Origin of the sequence: Microbacterium sp. 1.5R (genome assembly GCF_007667425.1) — a bacterium.
Lineage (GTDB): Bacteria > Actinomycetota > Actinomycetes > Actinomycetales > Microbacteriaceae > Microbacterium.
The window spans coordinates 245,629-268,998 of the sequence record NZ_VDRC01000002.1; the positions used below are offsets into that span (position 1 = coordinate 245,629).

The 23,370-nt window shown below is 69.0% G+C and carries 26 protein-coding genes and 2 tRNA genes; 23 read left to right on the forward strand and 5 right to left on the reverse strand.

Annotation, left to right across the window (positions count from 1 at the left end; all coding sequences use genetic code 11):
* The first annotated feature begins 31 nt into the window (after positions 1–31).
* From FSY98_RS12130 to dinB, 8 genes are all read left to right on the forward strand, one after another.
* Positions 32–532, forward strand: coding sequence for an FBP domain-containing protein (locus FSY98_RS12130; protein ID WP_144876936.1), 501 nt, complete (start codon positions 32–34; stop codon positions 530–532).
* 36 nt (positions 533–568) lie between these two features.
* On the forward strand, positions 569–1,366 hold the full coding sequence (locus FSY98_RS12135) for an enoyl-CoA hydratase/isomerase family protein (RefSeq protein WP_144876937.1): 798 nt from the start codon (positions 569–571) through the stop codon (positions 1,364–1,366).
* A gap of 116 nt (positions 1,367–1,482) precedes the next feature.
* Entirely contained in the window at positions 1,483–2,460 is a 978-nt protein-coding gene (locus FSY98_RS12140) for a hypothetical protein (protein WP_144876938.1), read from the forward strand.
* Complete coding sequence (locus tag FSY98_RS12145; protein WP_144876939.1) at positions 2,457–3,251, forward strand: inositol monophosphatase family protein; 795 nt, start codon at positions 2,457–2,459, stop codon at positions 3,249–3,251. Before FSY98_RS12140 ends, FSY98_RS12145 begins: the two co-directional genes overlap by 4 nt.
* A 120-nt stretch (positions 3,252–3,371) precedes the next feature.
* Entirely contained in the window at positions 3,372–4,670 is a 1,299-nt protein-coding gene (locus FSY98_RS12150) for a M23 family metallopeptidase (protein ID WP_144876940.1), read from the forward strand.
* Positions 4,671–4,739: 69 nt separating this feature from the next.
* Positions 4,740–4,811, forward strand: a tRNA-Thr gene (locus FSY98_RS12155).
* 34 nt (positions 4,812–4,845) lie between these two features.
* Positions 4,846–4,919 (forward strand) — tRNA-Met (locus FSY98_RS12160).
* A 112-nt stretch (positions 4,920–5,031) separates the two neighbouring features.
* Positions 5,032–6,228: a DNA polymerase IV gene (gene dinB / locus FSY98_RS12165; RefSeq protein WP_144877712.1), complete on the forward strand. Its 1,197-nt coding sequence runs from the start codon at positions 5,032–5,034 to the stop codon at positions 6,226–6,228.
* A gap of 104 nt (positions 6,229–6,332) precedes the next feature.
* Here dinB and FSY98_RS12170 read toward each other — a convergent pair whose 3' ends face one another.
* On the reverse strand, positions 6,333–6,824 hold the full coding sequence (locus FSY98_RS12170) for a MarR family winged helix-turn-helix transcriptional regulator (protein ID WP_144876941.1): 492 nt from the start codon (positions 6,822–6,824) through the stop codon (positions 6,333–6,335).
* 107 nt (positions 6,825–6,931) lie between these two features.
* Here FSY98_RS12170 and FSY98_RS12175 point away from each other — a divergent pair, with 107 nt between their 5' ends.
* Together FSY98_RS12175 and FSY98_RS16750 are read left to right on the forward strand one after the other, a co-directional pair.
* Entirely contained in the window at positions 6,932–7,723 is a 792-nt protein-coding gene (locus FSY98_RS12175) for an SDR family NAD(P)-dependent oxidoreductase (RefSeq protein WP_144876942.1), read from the forward strand.
* A 152-nt stretch (positions 7,724–7,875) separates the two neighbouring features.
* On the forward strand, positions 7,876–8,043 hold the full coding sequence (locus FSY98_RS16750) for a hypothetical protein (RefSeq protein ID WP_186307669.1): 168 nt from the start codon (positions 7,876–7,878) through the stop codon (positions 8,041–8,043).
* Between the two features lie 60 nt (positions 8,044–8,103).
* Here the strand turns inward: FSY98_RS16750 and FSY98_RS12180 are convergent, their stop codons facing one another.
* Both FSY98_RS12180 and FSY98_RS12185 read right to left on the reverse strand, forming a co-directional pair.
* A complete protein-coding gene (locus FSY98_RS12180) occupies positions 8,104–9,813 on the reverse strand; it encodes an MDR family MFS transporter (RefSeq protein WP_144876943.1) in 1,710 nt (569 codons plus the stop codon).
* Entirely contained in the window at positions 9,813–10,418 is a 606-nt protein-coding gene (locus FSY98_RS12185; RefSeq protein ID WP_144876944.1) for a TetR/AcrR family transcriptional regulator, read from the reverse strand. The genes FSY98_RS12180 and FSY98_RS12185 overlap by 1 nt, the downstream gene beginning before the upstream one ends.
* Positions 10,419–10,713: 295 nt before the next feature.
* On the opposite strand from FSY98_RS12185, the gene FSY98_RS12190 reads away from it, so the two are divergent.
* Genes FSY98_RS12190 through FSY98_RS12200 form a run of 3 tightly spaced genes read left to right on the forward strand, consistent with a single transcriptional unit; the run spans position 10,714 to position 12,244 of the window.
* Positions 10,714–11,280, forward strand: a complete 567-nt coding sequence (locus FSY98_RS12190; protein ID WP_144876945.1) for an RNA polymerase sigma factor — start codon at positions 10,714–10,716, stop codon at positions 11,278–11,280.
* Positions 11,277–11,900, forward strand: a complete 624-nt coding sequence (locus tag FSY98_RS12195) for an Asp23/Gls24 family envelope stress response protein (RefSeq protein WP_144876946.1) — start codon at positions 11,277–11,279, stop codon at positions 11,898–11,900. The genes FSY98_RS12190 and FSY98_RS12195 overlap by 4 nt, the downstream gene beginning before the upstream one ends.
* Positions 11,897–12,244 (forward strand): hypothetical protein, encoded by a 348-nt coding sequence (locus FSY98_RS12200; protein WP_144876947.1) that lies wholly within the window; start codon positions 11,897–11,899, stop codon positions 12,242–12,244. The genes FSY98_RS12195 and FSY98_RS12200 overlap by 4 nt, the downstream gene beginning before the upstream one ends.
* 41 nt (positions 12,245–12,285) lie before the next feature.
* On the opposite strand, the gene FSY98_RS12205 is transcribed toward FSY98_RS12200, so the two are convergent.
* Positions 12,286–13,131, reverse strand: a complete 846-nt coding sequence (locus FSY98_RS12205; RefSeq protein WP_144876948.1) for an SDR family oxidoreductase — start codon at positions 13,129–13,131, stop codon at positions 12,286–12,288.
* Between the two features lie 94 nt (positions 13,132–13,225).
* On the opposite strand from FSY98_RS12205, the gene FSY98_RS12210 reads away from it, so the two are divergent.
* The 10 genes from FSY98_RS12210 (at position 13,226) to glmM (ending at position 22,391) form a co-directional block, all read left to right on the forward strand.
* Complete coding sequence (locus tag FSY98_RS12210; RefSeq protein WP_144876949.1) at positions 13,226–13,591, forward strand: helix-turn-helix domain-containing protein; 366 nt, start codon at positions 13,226–13,228, stop codon at positions 13,589–13,591.
* 99 nt (positions 13,592–13,690) lie between these two features.
* A complete protein-coding gene (locus tag FSY98_RS12215) occupies positions 13,691–15,232 on the forward strand; it encodes an APC family permease (RefSeq protein WP_144876950.1) in 1,542 nt (513 codons plus the stop codon).
* Positions 15,233–15,254: 22 nt separating this feature from the next.
* The gene (truA, locus tag FSY98_RS12220; protein ID WP_144876951.1) at positions 15,255–16,103 is read left to right on the forward strand and encodes a tRNA pseudouridine(38-40) synthase TruA; all 849 of its coding nucleotides are present in this window, start codon (positions 15,255–15,257) and stop codon (positions 16,101–16,103) included.
* Positions 16,103–17,401 carry a hypothetical protein gene (locus FSY98_RS12225; RefSeq protein ID WP_144876952.1) on the forward strand — a complete coding sequence of 433 codons (1,299 nt, stop codon included), beginning with the start codon at positions 16,103–16,105 and terminating at the stop codon, positions 17,399–17,401. Before truA ends, FSY98_RS12225 begins: the two co-directional genes overlap by 1 nt.
* Positions 17,402–17,480: 79 nt before the next feature.
* A complete protein-coding gene (locus FSY98_RS12230) occupies positions 17,481–18,368 on the forward strand; it encodes a hypothetical protein (protein ID WP_144876953.1) in 888 nt (295 codons plus the stop codon).
* A 42-nt stretch (positions 18,369–18,410) separates the two neighbouring features.
* Complete coding sequence (locus FSY98_RS12235; protein WP_144876954.1) at positions 18,411–19,079, forward strand: endonuclease/exonuclease/phosphatase family protein; 669 nt, start codon at positions 18,411–18,413, stop codon at positions 19,077–19,079.
* A gap of 49 nt (positions 19,080–19,128) precedes the next feature.
* The gene (locus tag FSY98_RS12240; protein ID WP_144876955.1) at positions 19,129–19,878 is read left to right on the forward strand and encodes an MBL fold metallo-hydrolase; all 750 of its coding nucleotides are present in this window, start codon (positions 19,129–19,131) and stop codon (positions 19,876–19,878) included.
* A gap of 181 nt (positions 19,879–20,059) precedes the next feature.
* Positions 20,060–20,506, forward strand: a complete 447-nt coding sequence (rplM, locus tag FSY98_RS12245) for a 50S ribosomal protein L13 (RefSeq protein WP_144876956.1) — start codon at positions 20,060–20,062, stop codon at positions 20,504–20,506.
* Between the two features lie 26 nt (positions 20,507–20,532).
* Positions 20,533–21,018, forward strand: coding sequence for a 30S ribosomal protein S9 (gene rpsI, locus FSY98_RS12250; protein WP_144876957.1), 486 nt, complete (start codon positions 20,533–20,535; stop codon positions 21,016–21,018).
* Positions 21,019–21,032: 14 nt separating this feature from the next.
* Entirely contained in the window at positions 21,033–22,391 is a 1,359-nt protein-coding gene (gene glmM, locus FSY98_RS12255; protein ID WP_144876958.1) for a phosphoglucosamine mutase, read from the forward strand.
* A 24-nt stretch (positions 22,392–22,415) separates the two neighbouring features.
* Here glmM and FSY98_RS12260 read toward each other — a convergent pair whose 3' ends face one another.
* Positions 22,416–23,354 (reverse strand): Ppx/GppA phosphatase family protein, encoded by a 939-nt coding sequence (locus FSY98_RS12260; RefSeq protein WP_144876959.1) that lies wholly within the window; start codon positions 23,352–23,354, stop codon positions 22,416–22,418.
* Positions 23,355–23,370: the final 16 nt, after the last annotated feature.

A 23,370-nucleotide genomic window follows, 5' to 3' on the forward strand; every position in this document is an offset into this window, starting at 1 on the left:
CGCCTCCCGGCTGTCTGCCTAGACTGGGCGGATGCGAGCGCTCACCGAGGCAGACGTCCGTGCGTCCTTCGTCAACGCCGACCCGGACGAACTGCGCGTGATGGAGATGCCGCACGACTTCCTGCTTATCGACTGGGACTACCTCGACTTCTTCGCCTGGCGCGACCCCGGTGCCGGGCGCCGCGGATACCTCCTCGTGCAGCACGAGGGAGCCGTCGCCGGTGTGGTGCTGCGGGTCTCGGAGCCGGGGCGCACCCGCTCGGGGATGTGCAACATCTGCCACACGATGCAGCCGGGCAACCAGGTCGCCCTGTTCGCCGCTCGCCGAACCGGCGACGAGGGCGCGCGCGGTGACTCCGTCGGCACGTACATCTGCGCCGACCTCTCCTGCCATGACAACGTGCGGCTCGCGCATCCGCTCGCTCCCAACGAGGTCCGGGCGGTGGGGCAGGTCGACTTCCGGCTCGACGGCACGCGGCGTCGGATGGAGGCGTTCGCGGCGCGCGTGTGGGGGCCGCCTGATCGCGGTTAGCCTGGGGGCATACGTCCTGTGCTCGAAGGAGAAGCCATGAGCGATGTCATCCTGTCCGTCGTCGATGGAGGGCTGGCGCGGCTCACCCTCAACCGCCCGGAGCGGCTGAACGCCTTCAACGCGGAGCTCGCGCACGCGTGGCGCGACTCCACCGCCGAGGCCGTCGATCGCGACGATGTGAAGGCGATCCTCATCGACGCGGCGGGCCCGTCGTTCTGCGCCGGCGGCGACGTCATCGAGATGGCCACGACCGCCGGGGCCGGCGCCGACATCTCAGCGCTCGCCGAGGTCATCAACAGCGGCATCCGCTCACTCACCGAATCCTCCGTGCCCGTGGTGGTCGCCGCGCACGGCACGACGGCCGGTGGCGGACTCGGCATTCTGCTGAGCGGTGACTACGCGGTGGTGGGCTCTCGTTCGCGCATCGGCAGCCTGTACGCGAACATCGGTCTCACCCCCGACCTGTCCGTGTCGGCCCAGCTCGCCCGCGCGGTCGGCCAGCGCCGGGCACTGCAGCTGGTGCTCCAGGATCGACTGCTCACCGCGGAGGAGGCCGTCGACTGGGGGCTCGTCGCGGAGGCGGTGCCTGGCGAGGATGCCGCGGGGGAGGCCGCGCTCGTCCGAGCGCGCGCCGAGGAGATCGCGCGGTTCTGGCTCGCCGGAGCCGCAGAGGCGTACGGGCAGGCCAAGCGTCTGGTGCGCTCGCAGCCGGAGCGCTCCTTCGCCGAGCAGCTCAGCGAAGAGGCGCGCTCCATCGGCGCGGCGATGGAGACCCCCGATGCACGGGCCCGCATCGCCGCATTCGCCGCCGCGTCGTCGCGCCCCGCGCGCTGACCCCTTCTCCACAGAACGACGATCAGGGGGATTCCTCGCTCATCGTGTCCGGCCACCGCGCGTCGGACGAGCCTCGTGCAAGGATGAACGCAACGCCGCACAACGAGAGGAATGCGATGTCCCAGCCGGAGATCGCCCAGCCGCCGCAGGCGCTGGCCGAGAAGAAGAATCTGTCCCTCCTCATCCGAGGGGCGATCTGGATCGCGATCGGTGCGCTGATCGCCGCAGCGCTCGTCTGCGTCATCTGGGTGCTGATCGGAGACCAGGACGGTCTGATCGGGCGGGCGTTCCTCACGATCCTGCTGCTCGCTGGCTTCGCGGGCATCGCGATCCTCGAGGCGAGTCTCGCGCCGAACCGACCGGATTGGCTGGCGCTCGCCAGCATGGTGACCTGGATCGTCGCGCTGCTCGTCGGAGCGGTAAAGATCTGGCTCCCTGAAGACGACGTGTACTTCACGGGCGCCGAGCGCTTCTTCCAGCTGATTCTCGTGGTCGGCATCCTGCAGCTGGCGCTGCTGCACGTCCGCCTGTTCACGCCGGCCGCTCAGCGTCACCGCACCACGTTCACCCGCATCATCTACATCGCGACCCTGGTGTTCCTCGGTGGACTCGTCGGGATGCTGGTGTTCTTCCTCACCTTCCCGCACACGTTCGAGTACGGCGAGCTCTATTGGCGCATCGTCGTGGCGCTGACGATCCTCGCGGCGGTCGGAACCACGCTCATCCCGCTCCTCAACGCGCTGTTCGCTCCGAAGAAGACGCGCGCGCCGCAGATCGCCTCTGCGGCCCCGGCGTGGCCCACCTACGCCGACGGCGTGACACCGCTCCCCGTGCTGCCCGACGGATCGCCCGATTGGAACGCGTACTACACGGGTCGCCCGTCGGTGATGCCGCCGCCGCAGCAGCAGCTCCCGGTCGCCGCGCCGCAGGCCTTCCCTGTCGCGAGCTACCCGCAGGCGCCCGAGGCGGGCTCGCCCACGCCGCCGCCCGCGCCTCCGGCGCCTGCCGTTCAGACACCGGGCGTACCGCCGGTTCCCCCTGCACCGTCAGCTCCGGGCACGTACCCGCCGGCTCCGCCCGCGCCTCCGCAGTGAGCGTCGAGACCGAGTTGCGCGACCTCGCGTCTGAGATCGCGAGGGAAGCGGGCGAACTCGCACGCCGACGTCGAGCCGAGGGCGTGCACCTGGCGGCCACCAAGTCGTCGATCGCCGACATCGTGACGGAGGCGGATCGAGAGGTCGAGGAGCTGATCCAGGATCGTCTGCGGGCGGCGCGCCCCGGAGACGGATTCTTCGGCGAGGAGTCCGAGCCCACCGCGGGGGAGACAGGCGTCACCTGGGTGGTCGATCCCATCGACGGCACCGTCAACTACGCCTACGGCACCCCGATGTACGCGGTGAGCATCGCGGCAGTGCGAGGCGGCGCCGATCCCGACCGCTGGCAGGCACTCGCGGGTGCGGTGTACGCCCCGGCCGCCGACGAGCTTTTCACGGCGGCTCGCGAGCACGGCGCGTGGCTCGGCGACCAGCGGCTCGCGGTCAACGGCTCGACTCCGGCGGGAGCGCTCCTGGGCACCGGCTTCGGTTACGACCCCGCCACCCACGACGGCGACCTCGCCACGGTGCGTCGAGTGATGCCGATGGCCCGCGACCTGCGCCGCTCGGGTTCTGCGGCGCTCGATCTGTCCTATGTGGCGGCCGGGAGGCTCGACGGCTACTTCGAGCGAGGACTCAAGCCCTGGGACCATGCTGCGGGTGCTCTGCTCGTCTCCGAAGCCGGCGGCCGTGTCTCCCGGCTCGGCACCGCTGCGCCGAGACCCATGCTCGTCGCCGGAGGCACCGAGGTGCACGACCGCATCTGTGAGATCATCGGAGACGAAACGTGAGCGATTCATGGCATTCCCAGCCTCTTCGGGCTAGGGTTTATCCGATCGTTACTTTCATCGCCCGAAACGATGAGAGCCCGAACGCCCCCCAGCGTGACGTCTGACCCGAGAGAATTCGCTTTGCCCTTCGAGAACCCCCAGGCTGCCTCTGCGCCCACGCGCCGGTCCAGCCGACTCCGCACCGAGCCCATCGTGGCCACCGCGGCAGAGGCACAGGCAGCCGACTCCGAAGACACATCCTCCGTCTCCGCCGCCCCCCTGTCTCGCCGCGCCGCCCGTGAACGCCTGAGCACCGCAGAGGTGTTCGTCGCCGCGACCGCCGTCGCTGCCGCGACCGCCGCGTCCGAATCCAGCGATCTGGTCGTCATCGATCCTGAGGCCCACGCCCCGGTCGAGAGCGGCGACGAGCCGTCCGCCGTCGAGCCGGTCGCCGTCGAGCCGGTCGTGGCTGCGGTCACCGCTGAGCCCATCGCCGATGCGCAGATCGCCCCCGAGGTGATGGAGGCGCTGATCCCCGACTCCGCCGATTTCGACGCGGACCCGTTCACCACGGCATCCCGTGTCTTCCGCGCGGTCGCGACCGGCCCCACCCCGACCGCCACGGCGGACGAGCCCGTCGCGCAGCCCGCACCGGCTGCAGATGGCGAGCTGCCCGCGGTTCATGTCGCGCGCCGCCGCCCGCCCGTTCGCAAGTTCCTCGCCGTCGGTGCGACCGTCGGCGTCATGAGCCTCGCCGGTCTTCTCGCCGTCGGAATGACCCTGCCGGCCGAGGCCGTCGCAGCGGTTCAGGGTGGCACGCCGTTGTCCGCCACCTCGCTCGTCGCCGCATCCGGTGCCGGTGCGGCGGGCGGCAAGAGCGACGAGATCCAGGCGTTCGTCACGTCGTCCGACGTGCAGAACGAATCGCTCGCCCGCTCCGACAGCTTCTCCACGATGTCGCTCGTCGAGGTCGCGTCCGAAGAGGGCATCAACTACTCCAGCGAGGTCTTCACGAACGACCCCGAGGCCGCGATCCAGTGGCCGTTCAAGGTCGGCGTCGGCATGAGCTCCGGTTACGGCATGCGCTGGGGTCGCCTGCACGAGGGCATCGACTTCGTGCCCGGCGAGGGCGCGCCGATCCAGGCAATCGCCGACGGTGTCGTGCGCATCGCCACCGAACAGGGCGCCGCGTACGGAGTGACCGTCTACATCGACCACGTCATCGACGGTCAGGTCGTGACGAGCCACTACTCGCACATGCAGTACGGCTCGCTGCAGGTGAAGCCCGGCCAGAGCGTGAAGGTCGGCGACGTCGTCGGCCACACCGGCAACACCGGACGCTCCTACGGCGCCCACCTGCACTTCGAGATCATCATCAACGGCTCCACGATCGATCCGCTTCCGTGGCTCCGCGAGAACGCGGGTCGGTACTCGTACTGACCCGCCTCGATTTCATGAGGACGCCACTGTGATGGTATTCTCGTGTGGTTGCCCCGCGAGGGGCAGCACGCCCCGATAGCTCAGTGGCAGAGCACTTCCATGGTAAGGAAGGGGTCGTCAGTTCAATCCTGACTCGGGGCTCGCAGTATTCGCATCTGCAGTGCGGATGCCGTGCGGCAGGGTAGCTCAGTTGGTGAGAGCGCACGACTCATAATCGTGAGGTCGCGGGTTCAAGCCCCGCTCCTGCTACAGAAAGAAAGCCCCGGATGATCCGGGGCTTTTCTGCATCCCGCTCTCGCGCGTCCCACGATGTCGGTGGTCGGTGCGACGATTCTCCCGATGGATGCCGGAGGGAGGCATGATGCGCGACGAGGCGACCGTGCTGCACGCCGACCTCGACGCGTTCTACGCGTCGGTCGAGCAGCGTGATTCGCCGGGTCTCCGTGGGCGACCGGTGATCGTCGGCGGAGGGGTGGTGCTCGCCGCCAGCTACGAGGCCAAGGCCCGCGGGGTCCGGACGGCGATGGGAGGGCGTCAGGCGCGCGAGCTGTGCCCGGATGCCGTCGTCGTGCCGCCTCGGATGGATGTGTACTCGCAGGCGAGTCGCGACGTGTTCGCGATCTTCCGCGACACCACTCCGCTGGTCGAGGGCGTCTCGATCGACGAGGCGTTTCTCGAGGTCGGCGGGCTCCGTCGCCTCGCCGGCAGTCCGGAACAGGTTGCGGTGCGCCTGCGCGAACGCGTCCGCGACGAGGTGGGGCTCGCAATCTCCGTCGGGGTCGCCCGCACGAAGTTCCTCGCTAAGGTCGCAAGCGCCGTGAGCAAGCCCGACGGACTGCTCGTCGTGGAGCCGGAGCGGGAGCACTCGTTCCTCCTGCCGCTGCCGGTCGAACGACTCTGGGGCGTGGGCGCGGCGACGGCGCAGAAGCTTCACGGCCTCGGCATCCACACGGTCGGGGAGCTCGCCGAGCTCGAGGAGGCGGCGGCCGAGCGACTGCTCGGAAAGGCGAGCGGCGCGCACCTGCATGCCCTGGCACGACTGCGCGACCCGCGACCGGTCGATACTGCGCGCCGGCGCGGATCGATCGGCTCGCAGCGAGCCCTCGGCACCCGACCCCGTTCGCCGGAAGAGCTCGACATCATCATGACCCAGATCGTCGACGGTCTTGCACGACGGCTGCGGGAGCGCGATCGCGTCTGCCGTACCGTGGTGCTGCGTCTGCGGTTCGGCGACTTCGCCAAGGCGACGCGGTCGCGGTCGCTGCGCACGTCGACAGGTCGCACCTCGGTGCTGCTCGCGCTCGCCCGGGCGCTCCTCGACGCGGCGCAGCCGGAGATCGCGGAGCGGGGTATCACTCTGATCGGCATCTCGCTCTCACAGCTCGGCTCCGCCGATCGGGCACCCGCCGAGCTGCCGTTCGACGACGAGGGCGGCGAACGGCTCGATTCGGTGCTCGACGCGGTGCGCGAGCGCTTCGGCTCGACGTCGCTCTCGCGCGCGACCCAGGTCGGCCGCGATGCCGGATGGTCGACGCCGGTGCTGCCCGAGCATGAGTGATCCCGTGCGGTCAATTCGGAGCGGGTGGGGTGCACGGTTCGCCGGGGCCGACAGCGGTCGCGATGCGGCGACCTACCTGCCCGAGCACGAGTAATCCCGTGCGGTCACTCAGGAGCGGGTGGGCTCCACGGTTCGCCGGGGCCGACGGCGGTCGCGATGCGGCGACTGATCTCGCCGAGCTGACGCGCCTGTGCGGCGGTGAGTGCGTCGAACACGAGTTGGCGCACGAGGGCCTGATGGCCGGGGGTGGATGCCGATACGAGGCGGTGGCCGGCATCTGTGAGCACTCCGAGCGTGAAGCGGCCGTCACTCGGATCGACGTGGCGCTCCACCCACCCCTTCTTCTCCAGGCGTGAGACGGCGCGGGACAGTCTCGACAGGGTACAGCTCGCGTAGGCGGCGATCGTGCTCAGGCGGAGCGTGCGGTCGGGTGCCAGGTCGAGAGCCTGCAGGATGCCCTGCTCGAAGTGCGTGAGTCCGCTGTCGCGCAGCAGCTGCGCATCGAGAGCGGCCGGCAGTCGTTCCAACAGTGATGCGAGCGACGCCCAGATCACCAGCTGATCGTGAGTCAGGGGAAGATCGTCGCGCTCGTCCATGGGGAGAGCCTATGCGGTTATGAGTTGCTCGGGCAAGTGACATCCGCGTAGTATCACTTGCTCAAGCAAGTAACCCGGCGCCGATGGCGCCGACGGAGGAGGCATCGATGGATCTGCGGTTGCAGGGCGAGAGGGCGTTCGTCAGCGGATCGAGTCAGGGGATCGGCTACGCGGTCGCTGCGGCTCTCGCCGCGGAAGGCGCGGAGGTGGTGCTCAACGGTCGCAATGCGGAGCGACTCGACGCGGCGGTGCAGCGGCTCCGGGCCGAGCATCCCGCCGCGGCGGTCTCGGGGATCGTGGCGGACTTCGCCGATCGGCGCGCGGTCGAGCATCTGCTCGACGAGCTCGGCGACGTCGACATCCTCGTGAACAACGTCGGACTGTTCGGGCTCGCGGAATTCGCGAGCATCGATGACGACGAATGGTCCAGGTACCTCGAGGTGAACCTGATGAGCGGCGTCCGCTTGTCGCGCGCCCTCCTCGGCGGGATGCTGTCGCGCGGTCGCGGACGCATCGTGTTCATCAGCAGCGAGTCGGGTGTTAACGTCCCCGGCGACATGGTGCATTACGGCGTGACGAAGGCGGCGATGATCGCGCTCGCCAACGGCCTCGCCAAGCTCACGCGCGGCACCGCCGTCACCGTCAACACGGTGCTCGGCGGTCCGACGTACTCCGACGGGGTCGCCGCGACGGTCGAGGCGCTCGCCCGCGTACAGAAGACGTCCGCGAGCGAGATGCGTGAGGCGATCATCGGCCGGAACCGCACCACTCTTCTCGAGCGCTTCATCGATCCCGTCGAAGTAGCGAACCTGGTGACGTATCTCGCGAGCCCCGTCGCCTCGGCGACGAACGGCGCGGCGCTGCGAGCGGACGGCGGTGTGCTCACCGGCATCCTCTGACCGCCTGCCACCCGGCATCGCCTGGCTCCCTGCCGCCGGCATCGCCTGGCTGTCCGGCACCGGCATCGCCGGGTCGCCTGTCAAGGGGATCGCCTGGTTCCCCGGTCTCGGCGACACTGGAGATCCTGTCCGCAGCAGAGATCGGAGTGATCATGTCAGACCCGCAGATGCCCCCTGGCGACGAGGCGGCGATCGACGCGACCGGCGTGGACGCCGATTTCGTGACGAACGACCGTGATCCGGAACCCGACGAGGCGACGCCCGGGGAGGGGCAGACCTCCGGCGACGACGACGACGTCGACGTGGCCGACCTGCCCTGACAGGCGACCGGATGCCGGAAGGGCCCGGAACTCCGCGGAGTTCCGGGCCCTTCTGCGTGCTCAGCGGTGGTGGGGGCCCTCATCTCCGCTGAGGGCCTGGGCGGAGGAGAGCCCGCGCTGCGCGGCCTCGAGACGCTCGGCCTCGCCGCCGCTGGTGGCCTGGGCGGGGGAGAGCCCGCGCTGCTCGGCCTCGAGACGCTCGGCCTCGTCGCCGCTGATGGCTTCGCCGCGGGCGACGAGCCCGGCTTGGTCGGAGAGCGGGATCTGCTTGAGGAAGAGCGAGAGCACGAGCGCGGCGACGATGAAGGGCACGAGGTACCAGAACACCGGCGCGAGTGCGTCCGCGTAGGCCGTCACGATGCCGTCGCGCACCTCGTCGGGGAGGGTGCCGAGGGTGGCGGGGTCGATGGTGGACGCGGCCTGGGACGCCTCCTCGGGCGAGGCTCCTGCGCCGCCGAAGACACCGCGCAGGTTCTCGGTGAGCCGGGTGGTGAAGAGAGTGCCGAAGACGGCGGTGCCGAGCGATGCACCCACCTCGCGGAAGTAGTTGTTCGTGCTCGTCGCGGTGCCGATCTCGCTGGCGGGCACGGCGTTCTGCACGACGAGCACCACGACCTGCATGATGAGCCCGAGGCCGGCGCCGAAGAAGAACAGGAACACGCAGATCAGCCAGATGGGGGTCGACGCCGAGAGCGTCGTGAAGGCCACCATCGCCAGGCCCGTGATGATCGTGCCCACGATCGGGTAGACCTTGTACTTCCCGGTCTTCGAGATGGCGATGCCGGAGAAGATCGACGTACCCATGAGTCCGACCATCATCGGGATCATCAGCAGTCCGGATGCCGCGGCCGACGTCCCGGACGACATCTGCAGGAAGGTCGGCACGAAGCCGATCGCCGCGAACATGCCGATGCCCAGGACGAGCCCGATCGCGGTCGCGTTCACGAAGATGGGGTTGCGGAAGAGGCTCAGCGGGATGATCGGGTCCTGCACCCGCGACTCGGTGATGAGGAAGGCCGCAGCGGCGACGACGAGTCCCGCGCCCCAGGCCCAGGTGGCGAGCGAGTCCCACCCGAACTCGGCGTCTCCACCGAAATCGGTGAAGAAGATCAAGCAGGCCGTGGCGATCGACAGGAAGATGACGCCGAAGACGTCGATCGGCTTCTCCGCCTTCTTGCTCGGGAGCTGCAGGGCGACGACGGCGATGATGAACGCGGCGATCCCGATCGGGATGTTGATGTAGAACGCCCACTGCCAGGTCAGATGATCGACGAAGAACCCGCCGAGCAGCGGGCCGGCGACTGCCGACAGCCCGAACACGGCGCCGAGGGGCCCCATGTACTTGCCGCGCTCGTTCGCGGGCACGATGTCGGCGATGATCGCCTGCGAGAGGATCATGAGTCCGCCGCCGCCGAGTCCCTGGAGAGCGCGGAACACCACGAACATCCAGAAGTCCGAGGCGAAGGCGCAGCCGACAGACGCGAGAGTGAACAGCGCGATAGCGACGAGGAAGAGGTTGCGTCGTCCGAGCACATCGCCGAACTTGCCGTAGATCGGCATGACGATCGTCGTGGCGAGCAGGTAGGCGGTGGTTATCCAGACCTGGTGGTCGACGCCGCCGAGCTGCCCGACGATCGTCGGCATCGCCGTTGAGACGATCGTCTGGTCGAGGCTGGCGAGCAGCATCCCTGCGATGAGGGCGCTGAAGATGACCCAGATGCGACGCTTGGTGAGCAGGAACGGCGCGTCCTTGGTGGCGGTGACGGACATCAGTCGGCTTTCTGTGCGAAGACGGTACGGGCGGCGTCGAGGCGGCGGGCGACGAGGTCGCCGAATGCCTCCCCGGAGTGATGGTGGAGCAGCTGATCCATGCTCAGGCGCACCAGCGCGCCGACCGTGTGGACCATGACCTCGGCCTGCAGGGCGACATCCGGCGCGTCGCCGGAGCGTTCGACGATCAGGTCGACATCGCGCCGTTCGTTCGCTGCGAGCTGGTCGAAGGCCGCTCTGATCAAGCGAGGTTCCTGCTCGATCACGGCGAAGAGAGCGGGCGCGTCCTCGAGGGGGTTCAGCAGGGCGAAGCGGTCGATCGTCAGGCGGATGAAGTCGTCGAGGAGCTCGCCGTCGGCGCCGACGAACTCTCGCTCCAGTGCCTCCTGGCGCGGGTCCACAGCGGTGACGCCGAACACCGCGTTCTCCTTGCTCTCGAAGTAGTTGAAGAAGGTCCGGCGGGAGACCCCCGCGTCGGCGCAGAGCTGCTCGATGGTGAAGCCCGCGAATCCGTGCTCTGCGGTCAGGCGTCGTGCGGCCTCCGTCAGCGCGCGGGCTGTCTTGCGCTTGCGCTGCTCGCGAGTCGAATCTGCATTTCTATCCATAGAGTGCAATTATGCACGATCAGTTTGAGAGTGCAAGTTTTCGCAGATTCCGAGGAATTCTGTGACATCTTCGTGGCGAGATCCGTCTTAGAGGAGTCGTGGCACCACGACCCCGTGCTGAGGGTCACCGTGGGGACGGCGACCCTCAGCACGTGCACACGTGCGGGGACAGAGGCTCCGCACCGGCTGCGGAGGAAGGGATCACGATGAGCGGTGCAGAAGACCGGGTGGGGGCCGATCCGCTGCGCATTCCGCTCCGAATCTCTGATGGGGGAACGAACGAGGGGATGGACACATGGCCGCGAGCCCATTTCGCGGAGCTCTCGAACTCGCCGACGACCAGATCGTCGCCGGGCGAGCGATCGACGGAGACGTCGCCGCCTTCGCGGTACTCGTGCGTCGGTACACGCCGATGATGCGCGCGTACACGCAGCGGATGCTGAACGCGTCGGCCGACGTCGACGACATCGTTCAGGAGACGTTTGTGACCGCCTGGCAGCGGTTCTCGGAGCTCGAGGATCCGAGCAAGGTCAAGAGCTGGCTGATGCGCATCGTCAGCCGCAAGGCCGTCGATCGCATCCGTGCGCTGCGGCCGACGGTCGACGTCGACGAGATCGAGCAGCCGGCTCCTGTCCACGTCGGGCCCGATCGCATCGTCGAGTCCCGAGCGGGCATCGCTGCTCTGGGGGTGGCACTGCAGGAGTTGCCCGCGGCGCAGCGCGAGTGCTGGGTGCTCCGCGAGATGGGCGGGTACTCGTACGACGAGATCGCGGAAGAACTCGACATTCCCGTGTCGACGGCGCGGGGGCTTCTCTCCCGCGCGAGGAAGTACATGATCGTGCGAATGGAGGAATGGCGATGAGCGACGATCAGGGAGCGCCGGAGGTGCGCCGACTCGGACTCGAGCCGGACGACCTCGACGGACACACGCTCGACGAGCTCTCCGACTATCTCGAAACGGGCAGGAAGCCGCGCGATCCCTCGATCGAGGGATCGCCGGGTTGCCAGCTCGCGCTCGATGCGCTCGAGCGACTGCGCGGTATGGGCGGGCAGCTGATCGAATCGGATGCCGCAGCGATGCCACCGGTGGAGGACAGCTGGGTCGACCGCATCCTCAGCGGCATCGCACTGGACGCGCGAGCAGGGCGACGCATCCCCCTCGAGGCGACGGCGTCGGGCGCCGACTTCGGAATCACCGAGGGCGCGGTGCGCGGTCTGATCCGCTCGGCGGAGAACGCGATTCCGGGAGTTCTCGTCGGCCGCACGGTGATCGAGGGCGACACGCTCTCTATCGGGGCGCCCGTCGCGATCGGCATCGAGGTCAGCATGCTGTACGGAGAGCCCATTCCCGAGGCGGTGGCGCACCTGCGCACCGAGGTCGCCGATCGGGTGCGCCGACATACCGATCTGCACGTCGTGTCGATCGACGTCACGGTGCGTGACATCCAGCGGGTCGAGAACTGGACGGAGGACCGGTCATGAGCGACGCCACGCCGCTGCTGGTGGAGCGCATCGATGCGGCTGTCCGGTCGACGCCCGGGGTCCGAGACCTCTACCGTTCCGGGTCGTTGATCACGAACGTGGTGGGCGCCGGCGCCGTCGCGCTGGGGCTGCGGAGAGACGACGACCCCGTCGTCGTCGTCGCCTCGGATGACGTGGGAGTTCGCGTCGAAGCCACCCTGGGAATCGACTTCGCACCTGACGTGCGCGAGACGCTAGACGCCGTGCGATCCGCCGTGGCCGAGGCGCTGCGCGCCGAGGGTCTGGTGCTGTCGGGCCTCGCTCTCACCGTCGCCTACGTGCACCCGCGCGAGAGCGTCGCCTGAGCCGGTCAGGGCGCCGGATCACCCCGGCGCCCTGACTCGTGTCACGCCGTGGCGCGCAGCCCATCGACCAGAGGGGTCGTCGGGCGACCGATCAGCCTCGCGAGCGTGCCGTCGGTGTCGGCGAGCGCACCGGCCGCGATGCCGGCGTCGAGGGCGACGACGAAGCCGACGGTTCCTTCATCCAGCCCCGCAGCACGCAGCGTCTCGCCCTGCTCCTCAAGTGTGAGCGGCCGGTACTCGACATCCCGGCCGGTGATCTCGGCGATCGCGGCGGCGAGGTCGTCGTAGTTCCAGGCGACGTCACCGCCGAGCTCGTAGATCTGGCCGATGTGACCGTCTTCGAGGAGCACGGCTGCCGCGGCATCCGCGAAGTCCTTGCGGCTCGCCGACGCCACACGTCCGTCTGCTACGCCGGCGGCGACGACGCCCGTCTCGGCGGCGCGTGCGAGGTCGGCCGCGTAGTTCTCGGTGTACCAGTTGTTGCGGAGGATCACCGCGGGGAGCCCTGCTGCGGCGATCGCCTCTTCCGTCGCCTTGTGCTCGGGGGCGAGCACGAGGTCGCTGGTCGTAGCCTTCGGAGCGCTCGTGTAGACGAACTTCGCGACTCCGGCCGCCTTCGCCGCGTCGATCACGGCCTGGTGCTGGGGTGCGCGCTGACCGACCTCCGACCCTGAGATGAGGAGCACGGTGTCGACGCCGTCGAGGGCGGCGGCGATCGAGGCGGGCTCCGTGTAGTCGAGGTGCGCGACTCGGACGCCCAGGTCGGCGGCTTTCGCGGTGTCGCGCGCTCCCGCGACGATCGACTCCGGGTCGGCGCCGCGCTCGCGGAGGCTCTGGATGACGAGGCGGCCGAGCTGGCCGGTGGCGCCGGTGACGAGGATGGTCATGGGGTGTCCTTTCGTTGCTGACATCCCGCTCAACCCGAGGTGAGCGGCAGAACATTCCTGGACAGGGGTACCCACTTTTGAGTAAGGTACCTACATGACGGTGAGTTATGCGCAGATCCGGGATTCGATTCCCCAGGTCTTCGAACCCGGATGCAGCACCCGCGTCGTGCTCGACCACATCATGAGCAAGTGGGGCGTACTCGTCCTCTCCAGCCTCTCCGACGGGACGCGCCGCTGGGGCGAGCTGCGCCGAGAGGTCGGCGGCATCAGCGAGAAGATGCTCGCGTCGACCCTCCGCACCCTGGCCGACGACGGTCTCGTGCACCGGGAGTCGTTCCCCACCGTGCCTCCGCACGTCGAATACAGCTTGACCCCGCTCGGGCGCGATCTCATGCAGCGGATGCTTCCGCTCGTAGCCTGGGTCGCCGACCATGCGGACGGGATGGTCGATCGTCGGTGAAGCGACGGATTCCGTCGTGTTGATCCACCGCTCGCCGCGAAATCCCTCGGTCGAAGAAAACGATTGACGCGATATGCGTCGAAGTCGTATCTTCTGATCATGCCAGCAACGACGCCCATCCACCTCGAGAGACCAGACGGCAAGGGGCTCGCGAGCGGCTCATTGGGACTCTGGGGATCGACCGTCATCGGTCTGGCCTCCACGGCTCCGGTGTACTCGCTCGTCGCGACCCTCGGATTCGTGGTGCTCGCCGTCGGAGCGCAGGCCCCCATCGCGTTCATCATCGCGTTCATCCCGATGCTGCTGATCGCATTCGCCTACCGCGAGCTCAACAACGCGGTGCCCGACTGCGGCACCACGTTCACGTGGGGGACGAAGGCCTTCGGCCCCTGGGTCGGCTGGATGGGCGGGTGGGGCGTGGCGGTGGCCGGCATGGTCGTGCTCGCCAACCTCGCACAGATCGCCTCGGTCTACTTCTGGTCGCTGATCGGCTTCGACCTCGAGAACAACGACTGGCGCATCATCGTCGTCGCCGTGGTCTTCATCGCGGCGATGACGTGGGTGAGCTGGCGCGGAGTCGAGATCGGCGAGCGCATCCAGAACATCCTCCTCGGCATCCAGTACCTCGCGCTCGTGATCTTCGTCGTGGCGGCGCTGTGGCAGTTCTTCGGCGGCACCGCCCCGAACCCGACACCCTTCGACATGGAGTGGCTCAACCCGTTCGCCTTCACCGACTACTCCGGCTTCATCGAGGCGATCCTGCTGGCGCTCTTCATCTACTGGGGATGGGACACCTGCCTCGCCCTGAACGAGGAGACGAAGGACCCCAAGCGCATTCCCGGTCGGGCCGCCCTGCTCACCACGGTGATCCTGCTCTTCACGTACGTGTCGGTCACGATCGCGGCGATGATGTACGCCGGTCTGGGAGAAGACGGCACCGGGCTCGGCAATGAGGCGAACGCCGACGACTTCTTCCTCGCCATCAAGGACGGCCTGCTCGGACCCTTCGGGTGGGTGCTCGTCGTCTCGGTCGTCATCTCCGCGGTGTCGTCGACCCAGACGACCATCCTGCCGACCGCACGCGGCACGCTCGCGATGGGGGTCTACCGAGCCCTGCCCGCGCGGTTCAAGGACGTGCACCCGACCTACAAGACGCCGTCGTTCTCGACCATCGTGATGGGCGTCGTCGCGTCGGTCTACTACGTCGGGATGACACTCATCAGCGACAACATCCTGCAGGACTCGATCCTCTCCCTCGGGCTCGCGATCGCGTTCTACTACGCGATCACCGGATTCGCGTGCGTCTGGTTCTTCCGCCGCGACATCTTCCGCTCGGCGAGGGACTTCTTCTTCAAGGGCCTCTTCCCGCTCCTCGGCGGACTCATGCTCGCGTACGCGTTCGTGCAGTCGGCGATCGACATGTACGACGTGGATTACGGCTACACCGTGCTGTTCGGCATCGGCGGCACGTTCGTCATCGGGGTCGGCTCGCTCGCCTTCGGTCTCGTGCTGATGTTCGTCTGGTACGCGTTCCCCCGCAGCAAGCGGTTCTTCCGCGGCGAGAGCCTCAACCGCGACACCGAGGTGATGGTCCCCGACGAGCCCAACGTGACGATCCGGTCGATCGACGGGGGCATCTGAGCGACGCCCGTAGGCTGGACCGGTGCGCATCCGGCTCGACATCGCCTACGACGGCACCCACTTCCGAGGGTGGGCGAAACAGCCCGCCCTGCGCACCGTGCAGGGCACGCTCGAAGACGCGCTCGCGCGGATCGTCGGCTCCGACGTGCAGTTCGTCGTCGCCGGACGGACGGATGCCGGAGTGCACGCCGAAGGGCAGGTGGCCCATGTCGACCTCGATGACGAGCAGTGGGCCCGCATCGAATCACGGCACGGACGCGCCGCGCGCGACCCGGCGGGGTCGATCGCGGGGCGCATGCGCGGGGTGCTCGGCGCCTACCCGGACGTGACGGTCACGCGGTCCGCGATCGCTCCGACGGGTTTCGATGCGCGTTTCTCGGCAGTCTGGCGACGGTACCGCTACCGACTCGCCGACGAGGCGTCGGGATACGACCCGCTGCGCCGGCTCGACACGACCACGCATCGCGGCACTCTCGACGATCGATCGATGGATGCCGCAGCGCGAACCCTCATCGGCCTCCACGACTTCGCGGCGTACTGCAAGCCTCGCGAGGAGGCGACGACCATCCGCACGCTGCTCGACTACCGCTGGACACGCGACGACGAGGGAGTTCTGGTCGCCGAGGTCAAGGCCGACGCCTTCTGCCACAGCATGGTGCGCGCCCTGGTCGGCGCCTGCGCGGCGGTGGGCGAAGGCCGGCTCGGAGTCGACGACCTCGTCGTTCTGCGCGATGCCCTCACCCGCGCGAGCGAGTTCAAAGTGCTCGCCGCGCGCGGCCTCACACTCACCGAGGTGGGATACCCCAGCGACGAGCTGCTGTCGACGCGCGCCGCGCAGACCAGGGCGCGACGCCGGGTCGAGGAGGACTGATGCGCGAATCGGATCCGGCCTTCGTGGAGGTCTCCTCTCCGGGCTGGGCCTTCTGGCGGTCGCTCCTCGACACCTGCGTGGGGCTGATCGTCGGGGCGCTCTATTCGTTCCTCGCCATCGTGGTGGCGGGCATCGTCGGCGAGGAGGCGCTGTCGACCCTGTACTGGCAGATCGATCTCGATCCCCTGTTCCGCGCGAGCATGGGCGTGTTCCTGCTCGTCGGCGCGGTGCTCGCGGTCGTCACTCCGTTCGTGCTCGTCGTCGAGCGCGCCGCCGCGCTGCGGGCGGTCGAAGCTCTCGCCGCTGACGATGCGTCCGCTGTCCCGCCTCAGCGCATCCGTGCCGAACTCATGACGTCGCCGGGGGTGTACCTGCGCCGCACGGGACTCGCGGTGCTCTGGTCCGTCGTCGGCATCGGCGCTCTGTTCGCGCTGATGGTGTTCTTCACGGACGACCTCCGAGAGGACCCGGTCATGTGGGCGGTCCTCGGAGCGTTCGCGGTGCTCGCCATCGCCGCCTCCCTCGTCCACGGCGCGGGCCGACGTCGCGCAGCCCGGGACGCCCCGCGCCTCGCGTCCCTCCACCAGCGATGGAAGTCTCAGGTGCCGCAGGCCGAGGAGGCCGATCGGCGCCGACGCGAGGCGTCGCCGAAGGCGGTCCCGCCGCGGTGGCTCGTCGTCCCGTCCGCGCGGGTGGTCGCCCGGATCGCCGCCGTCCTCACCGCCGCCACCCTCGTGTCGCTCGGTGCCTTCATGCTCTCCGTCTACATGCGACAGCAGTGTCGCACCTGCGACCCGGTGTACTGGGACGAGCCGATCGAGAACGGCATCGATGTGCTCAGTCTCGGCAGCGGCGCGGCGATCGCGCTGTGCGCCGCGCTCGGCATCGTGGCCTGGACCGCTGGGGTGGTGCTGCAGGCGTCGCGCGAGGTCGCGGTGACGCGGTGGATCTCCACCGGCGTCGCCCGCGCAGTCGACCCCGAGATCGTGGCGCCACTGCTGTCGGGCAACCGTGCGTTGGTGCGGCTGCAGCTGGGACTCAGCACGCTGGGCGCCGGCGGGGTGATCGTCGCGATCGGCGCCGTGTGGGGCCAGTGGTCGCCGCTCGACGTCGATGCGGTGCTGCGCACGGCGCTGGCGCTCATTGTGGTGGGCGTCGTCCTGGGGATCGTCGACGCCCCGCGTGCGCGGCGGGAGCGTCAGGCGCTCCGGGATGCCCTGCACCCCGGGGAGGCGCCCCTTCGGCCCACGGCGCTGAAGACGGCGCGCGCCGCTGCGACGAGCGCCTCAGACGGATGACGCCGCGGGCGAGGGGCGGACGCCGCGGAGTCGTACACTGAGGCTACGAGACGCTTCTTCACTTGACGGCGAGGGGACTGTGACGGGTCACAGCGATGACCAGGGCGGCGGCGCTTTCGCCGCGGCTCTCCGCGCGGCGATCTCCGAGCGGGGGATCACGCTCGCGCGGCTGCGGCGCAAGCTCGTCGACGACGGCAACCCGGTCTCGATGGCGACGCTGAGCTACTGGCGCTCCGGCGCCCGTCAGCCGGAGGGTGCGCAGTCGCTGAGCGTCGTGGAAGGACTCGAAGACCACCTCGGGATGAACCGGGGGCACCTCACGAGTCTGCTGGGGCCGTCCGCGCGGCTGGGTCCGCTGGCGCCGCCCCGTCTGCCGTTCGACGAGGTGCGCGAGCTGCCCGAGACCCTCGCCGCTCTGCGTTCGGTCGAGCAGGATGCGCTGCGCGACCTCTCCACGCAGGTGACGGCCTTCGTCGGTCGCGACGGCGCGGTGGAGCGGATCACGATGCGTTCACTCGTGCAGGCGACCAAGGGCGTGATCACCGAGATCCCCTCGATCGACGTGGCGCCCGTCGAGACCGACGTCATGTCGGCGATCTCCGACGTCGTCGGCGGACGCGTCGACCGGGAGTACCTGCACCCCGGCGGCCTGCTCTCGGGCGTCGTCATCGCGCTCGACGAGCCGATCACCACCGGGGCGACCACGCTGTTCGAGTTCACGGAGACGTTCCCCGCCGGGTATCCGCCTCGTCAGTCGGTCTGGCACGCCACGTCGCGGCCGGCGCGCGAGACCCTGATCTGGGTGCATTTCCACCCGGATGCTCCGCCCACCTGGTGCGAGGAGTACTGCGAGACCCCGGACGACTACGCGACCTCGATGCGCTCGGTCGCCCACGGCGCGGTGCACGTCGCGAAGCACGGGTTCGGACCGGGCGTCCTGGGCATCCGCTGGGGATATGACGAGTGAACGGAGCCCGCGCACGGGCTCGGGGGGTAGCGTGGCGGGGTCATGAAGGTCATCTCGTACAACCTGCAGAAGCACCGCGCCGCCGGCGAGCTGGCGACGATCGCGGCCGCCCACGATCCCGACATCCTCTGCCTCCAGGAGTGCGATGTCGCAGACCTGCCCGAGCGGATCGGCGACCTCGCGCTCGCCGACGCCACCCAGGGCAACCGGCTGGGTCTCGCGATGTTCTACCGCGAGAGCGCCTTCCGGCTGCAGGGAATCCGCACGATCGAGTTGAAGAAGTCGCTGCACGACCGCATCGCGAAGCCCGCTCACGAGCGGGTGCTGGGAGCGCGGCTGCGCGACATCGACGAAGGACGCGAGTTCATCGCCGCCTCGTTCCACGCGGCGCCTCTGACGGCGCTCAACTCCTTGCGGCGGCATCAGATCCGCGCGGCGCTCACGGAGCTCGCGACGCTCGGCGAAGGGCTTCCGCAACTCATGGTGGGGGATTACAACTACCCGGTGTTCAAGGAGAACCTCGGCCACGCGGTGCGCGAGCACGGCTATGCGCTGACGCTCAGCGACGATCACACCTACACGAGATACCGGGTGTTCCGCGGGCACTACGACTTCGCGACGTCGGCCGGCTTCGAGATCCAACGCGTCACGACGCTTCCTCAGGGGTCGAGCGACCACCGGCCGATCCTCGTCACGGCACGGCTGGATTGACGGACGCTCGCGCCTGGACCATGACGAGCGGATGCCGGAGACTGGTCGGATGACCATCTCCGCGCTGCTCGTCGGCGGTCCGACCCTGCATCTCTCGTACGCCGGACTGTCGATCCTCACCGACCCGACGTTCGACCCCCCGGGGGAGTATCCGGGAGGGGCGACGCTGTACAAGCTGACCGGCCCGGCCGTCGCCGCGTCTGCGCTCGGCCGGCTCGACCTGATCCTGCTCTCGCACGACCAGCACCCCGACAACCTCGACCGCGCCGGTCGTGAGCTGCTGCCGAGCGCGGACCTCGTGCTCGGCACGCCGGAGTCCGCGCAGCGCATCCCGCACGTCACCGGTCTCGCACCGTGGGAACGCCACGACGTGGCATCCGTCACCGTGACGGCCGTGCCCGCAGTGCACGGCCCCGAGGGCGCCGAGGCGCAGTCGGGCACCGTGACGGGGTTCGTGCTCGAGGCCGAGGGGTGGCCGACGGTGTACGTGTCCGGCGACAACGCCTCGGTGGACGTCGTCCGCGAGATCGCATCCCGCTTCCCGCGCATCGACGTGGCCGTGCTCTTCGCCGGGGCCGCCAACGTGGGCCGCTTCGGCGACGCCGACCTCACCCTGAACGCGCGGACCGCGCTCGAGGCGTCGGAGGTGCTGACCGATGCGCTCGTCGTCCCCGTGCACGCGGAGGGGTGGTTCCACTTCTCCGAGACGCTCGAACGGCTCATCGGAATGTTCGATCATGCGGGCCGCGGTGATCGACTCCGCGTGCTGGTGCCGGGGGAGCGCGCGGTCGTCGCCTGACGTCGGTTTGGGAGAACGCCGCGGATGACGTAAGCTGTCTCTTTGGTACTCGACTGCCGGGTACCGCGAACGTGAGCCCTCCACTGGCGTGTTCCCCCTCCTGCGCATCGCGCGACAGGTCGGAACCACCCCGGAGTGGGATTCACGAACCTCTCCGTTCGAACAAGAAAGCAGCACTATCGTGACGCGCACTTTCACTCCCAAGGCTGGCGAAGTCCAGCGCGACTGGGTCGTCATCGACGCCACCGACGTCGTTCTCGGCCGCCTTGCCTCGCACGCCGCAGCGCTCCTGCGCGGCAAGCACAAGCCGACCTTCGCCAACCACATCGACTCGGGTGACTTCGTCATCATCGTGAACGCCGAGAAGGTCGCGCTCACCGGTCAGAAGCTCCAGAAGAAGATCGCCTACCGTCACTCGGGCTACCCGGGTGGCCTCAAGGCCGTCAACTACGCCGAGCTGCTCGAGAAGAACCCGGTCCGCGCTGTGGAGAAGGCCATCCGTGGCATGCTCCCCAAGAACAGCCTCGGCCGTCAGCAGCTGTCGAAGCTCAAGGTGTACACGGGTGGCGAGCACCCGCACGCCGCGCAGCAGCCCCAGCCGTACACCCTCGACCAGGTCGCCCAGTAAGCGCCGTACAGACTAAGGACATACTCGTGGCTGACATCCAGGACTCCACCGAAAACCTCCAGAACTTCTCGACCTCGACCCCCGAGAACGACGCTGTCGAGGCGGCTCCCCGCCCCGTGCTCAGCGTTCCGGGCGCCGCTGTGGGTCGTCGCAAGCAGGCCATCGCCCGCGTGCGCCTCGTCCCCGGCTCGGGAACGATCACGGTCAACGGCCGTACCCTCGAGGACTACTTCCCGAACAAGCTGCACCAGCAGCTGATCAACGACCCGTTCACGGTCCTCAACCTCGCCGGCGGCTACGACGTCATCGCGCGCATCTCCGGTGGTGGCCCCTCGGGTCAGGCCGGCGCGCTGCGTCTCGGCATCGCTCGTGCCCTCAACGGCATCGACGAGGAGAACAACCGCCCGACCCTGAAGAAGGCCGGCTTCCTGTCGCGCGACGCTCGCGTCAAGGAGCGCAAGAAGGCCGGACTCAAGAAGGCCCGTAAGGCGCCTCAGTACTCCAAGCGTTAAGGTCCACTGGTCCGATGCCGATCTTTGGCACGGACGGCGTGCGAGGGCTTGCCAACGGCATCCTCACCGCCGATCTGGCGCTCACCCTGGCCCAGGCGACTGCTGTCGTCCTGGGCCAGGGCCGTACTGCGGAGGCTCGCAAAGCCGAAGGCAAGCGACTCACCGCAGTTGTCGCCCGCGACCCCCGGGTCTCGGGTCACTTCCTCGAGGCCGCGGTGTCGGCGGGTCTCGCCTCCTCCGGTGTCGACGTGCTCGAAGCCGGCGTCATTCCCACGCCTGCTCTCGCGTTCCTCGTCGCCGATCGTGACGCCGACTTCGGCGTGATGATCTCGGCGTCGCACAACGCCGCGCCCGACAACGGGATCAAGATCTTCGCCCGCGGCGGACGAAAGCTCCCGGACGAGGTCGAGCAGCGCATCGAAGCGGCGATGTCCGGCGAGATGCTACGCCCGACCGGCGCGGGGGTCGGCCGGATCATCCGGTTCTCGGATGCAGAGGACCGCTATGTCGTGCACCTGCTCGGCTCGCTGCCGAACCGTCTGAACGGCATCAAGGTCGTCCTCGACTGCGCGCACGGAGCTGCCTCCGGTGTCTCACCGGAGACCTTCCGCGACGCGGGTGCCGAGGTCACCGTGATCGGTGCCGAGCCCGACGGCTGGAACATCAACGACGGCGTCGGATCGACGCACCTCGACAATCTCGCCGAGGCGGTCGTCCGCCTCGGCGCCGACATCGGCATCGCCCACGACGGCGACGCCGATCGCTGCCTCGCGGTCGACGCGCAGGGCAACGTCATCGACGGCGACCAGATCATGGCCATCCTCGCCGTGTCGATGAAAGAGCGCGGTCACCTCACCGACGACACGCTCGTCGCGACAGTCATGAGCAACCTGGGTCTGCACCTCGCGATGCGCGAGCAGGGCATCACCGTGCGGCAGACGGCTGTGGGGGACCGCTACGTCCTCGAAGACATGAACGCCGGAGGCTACGCCCTCGGCGGCGAGCAGTCGGGGCACGTCATCATGAGCGAGTTCGCGACCACCGGCGACGGCCTGCTCACCGGCCTGCACCTGGTGGCCGAGATGGCTCGCCGGAACACGTCCATCGCCGAGCTGGCAGCCGTCATGACCGTGTACCCGCAGGTGCTCGTCAACGTGCGCGACGTCGATAAGGACGCCGTCGGCACCGACGAGGTCGTGCAGTCGGCCGTCCGCGAGGTCGAGGCGGAGTTGGGCGACACCGGGCGCGTGCTGCTGCGCAAGTCGGGCACCGAGCCCCTCGTGCGTGTGATGGTCGAGGCGGCCGACGCCGAGTCGGCGCAGGCCTACGCCGACCGTCTTGTCGACGTCGTGCGCGAGCGCCTCGCGCTCTGACACCCGCGATACGCGAGCGCTGGGTCAGGGACGCGCCTGGCCCAGCTGCTCGATGTACCGCAGCAGCACGCCCTCGCGGAGCGCCCACGGCGACACCTCGAGCTCGTCGACCTGCAGTGCCGACATCGCCGTGTGCAGCGACACCGCTGCGGCCACGATCTGGAAGGTGCGGTCGGCGGTGATTCCCGGCAGCTCCTGACGGGCTGACGCAGGAAGGCGGGAGAGTCGTGGGATCCACGCCCCCAGGGCCGCGCGCGGAAGCAGCATCCGCTCCGACCCGGACCATCCGGGTGCCGGGTAGCCGACGAGCTTCGCCAGCGAGCGGATGGCCTTCGACGACCCCACCACATGGTCCGGTCGGGGGAGTGCCGCGAAGCGGGGGAGCACGGCTTCCAGCGTCTCCGCTGCGTGCGCGCGCAGACGTTCGACGTCGTCCTCTCCGGGGGGATCGTTCGGCAGGAACTGCACCGTCATGCGTCCTGCGCCGAGAGGGACGGATGCCGCGGCATCCGGGAGCTCCTCGCCGCCTGCGGCGATCTCGAGCGAGCCGCCGCCGATGTCGAGCAGCAGGATCTGCCCCGCCGACCAGCCGAACCAGCGCCGCACGGCGAGGAAGGTGAGCTCGGCCTCGGTTTCGCCGTCGAGGACTTGGAGGGGTTGCCCCAGTGCATCTTCGACGCGGGCGATGACCTCAGCGCCGTTCGTCGCGTCGCGGACGGCGCTCGTCGCGGTCGCGAGCAGCTCGTCGACGCGCTCCTCCTCGGCCACCCGGCGGGCGCGGCGCACCGCGTCCTCGAGCGCGCGGACGCCTTCTTCCGAGATCGACCCGTCGTCGCCGAGATACCTCATGAGGCGGAGCACCGTGCGATCGCTGGATGCGGCGAGCGGCCGTCCGCCCGCACGCACGTCAGCCGCCAGCATATGGACGGTGTTGGATCCGATGTCGAGGACTCCGAGGCGCACGGCAAGAGACTACCGG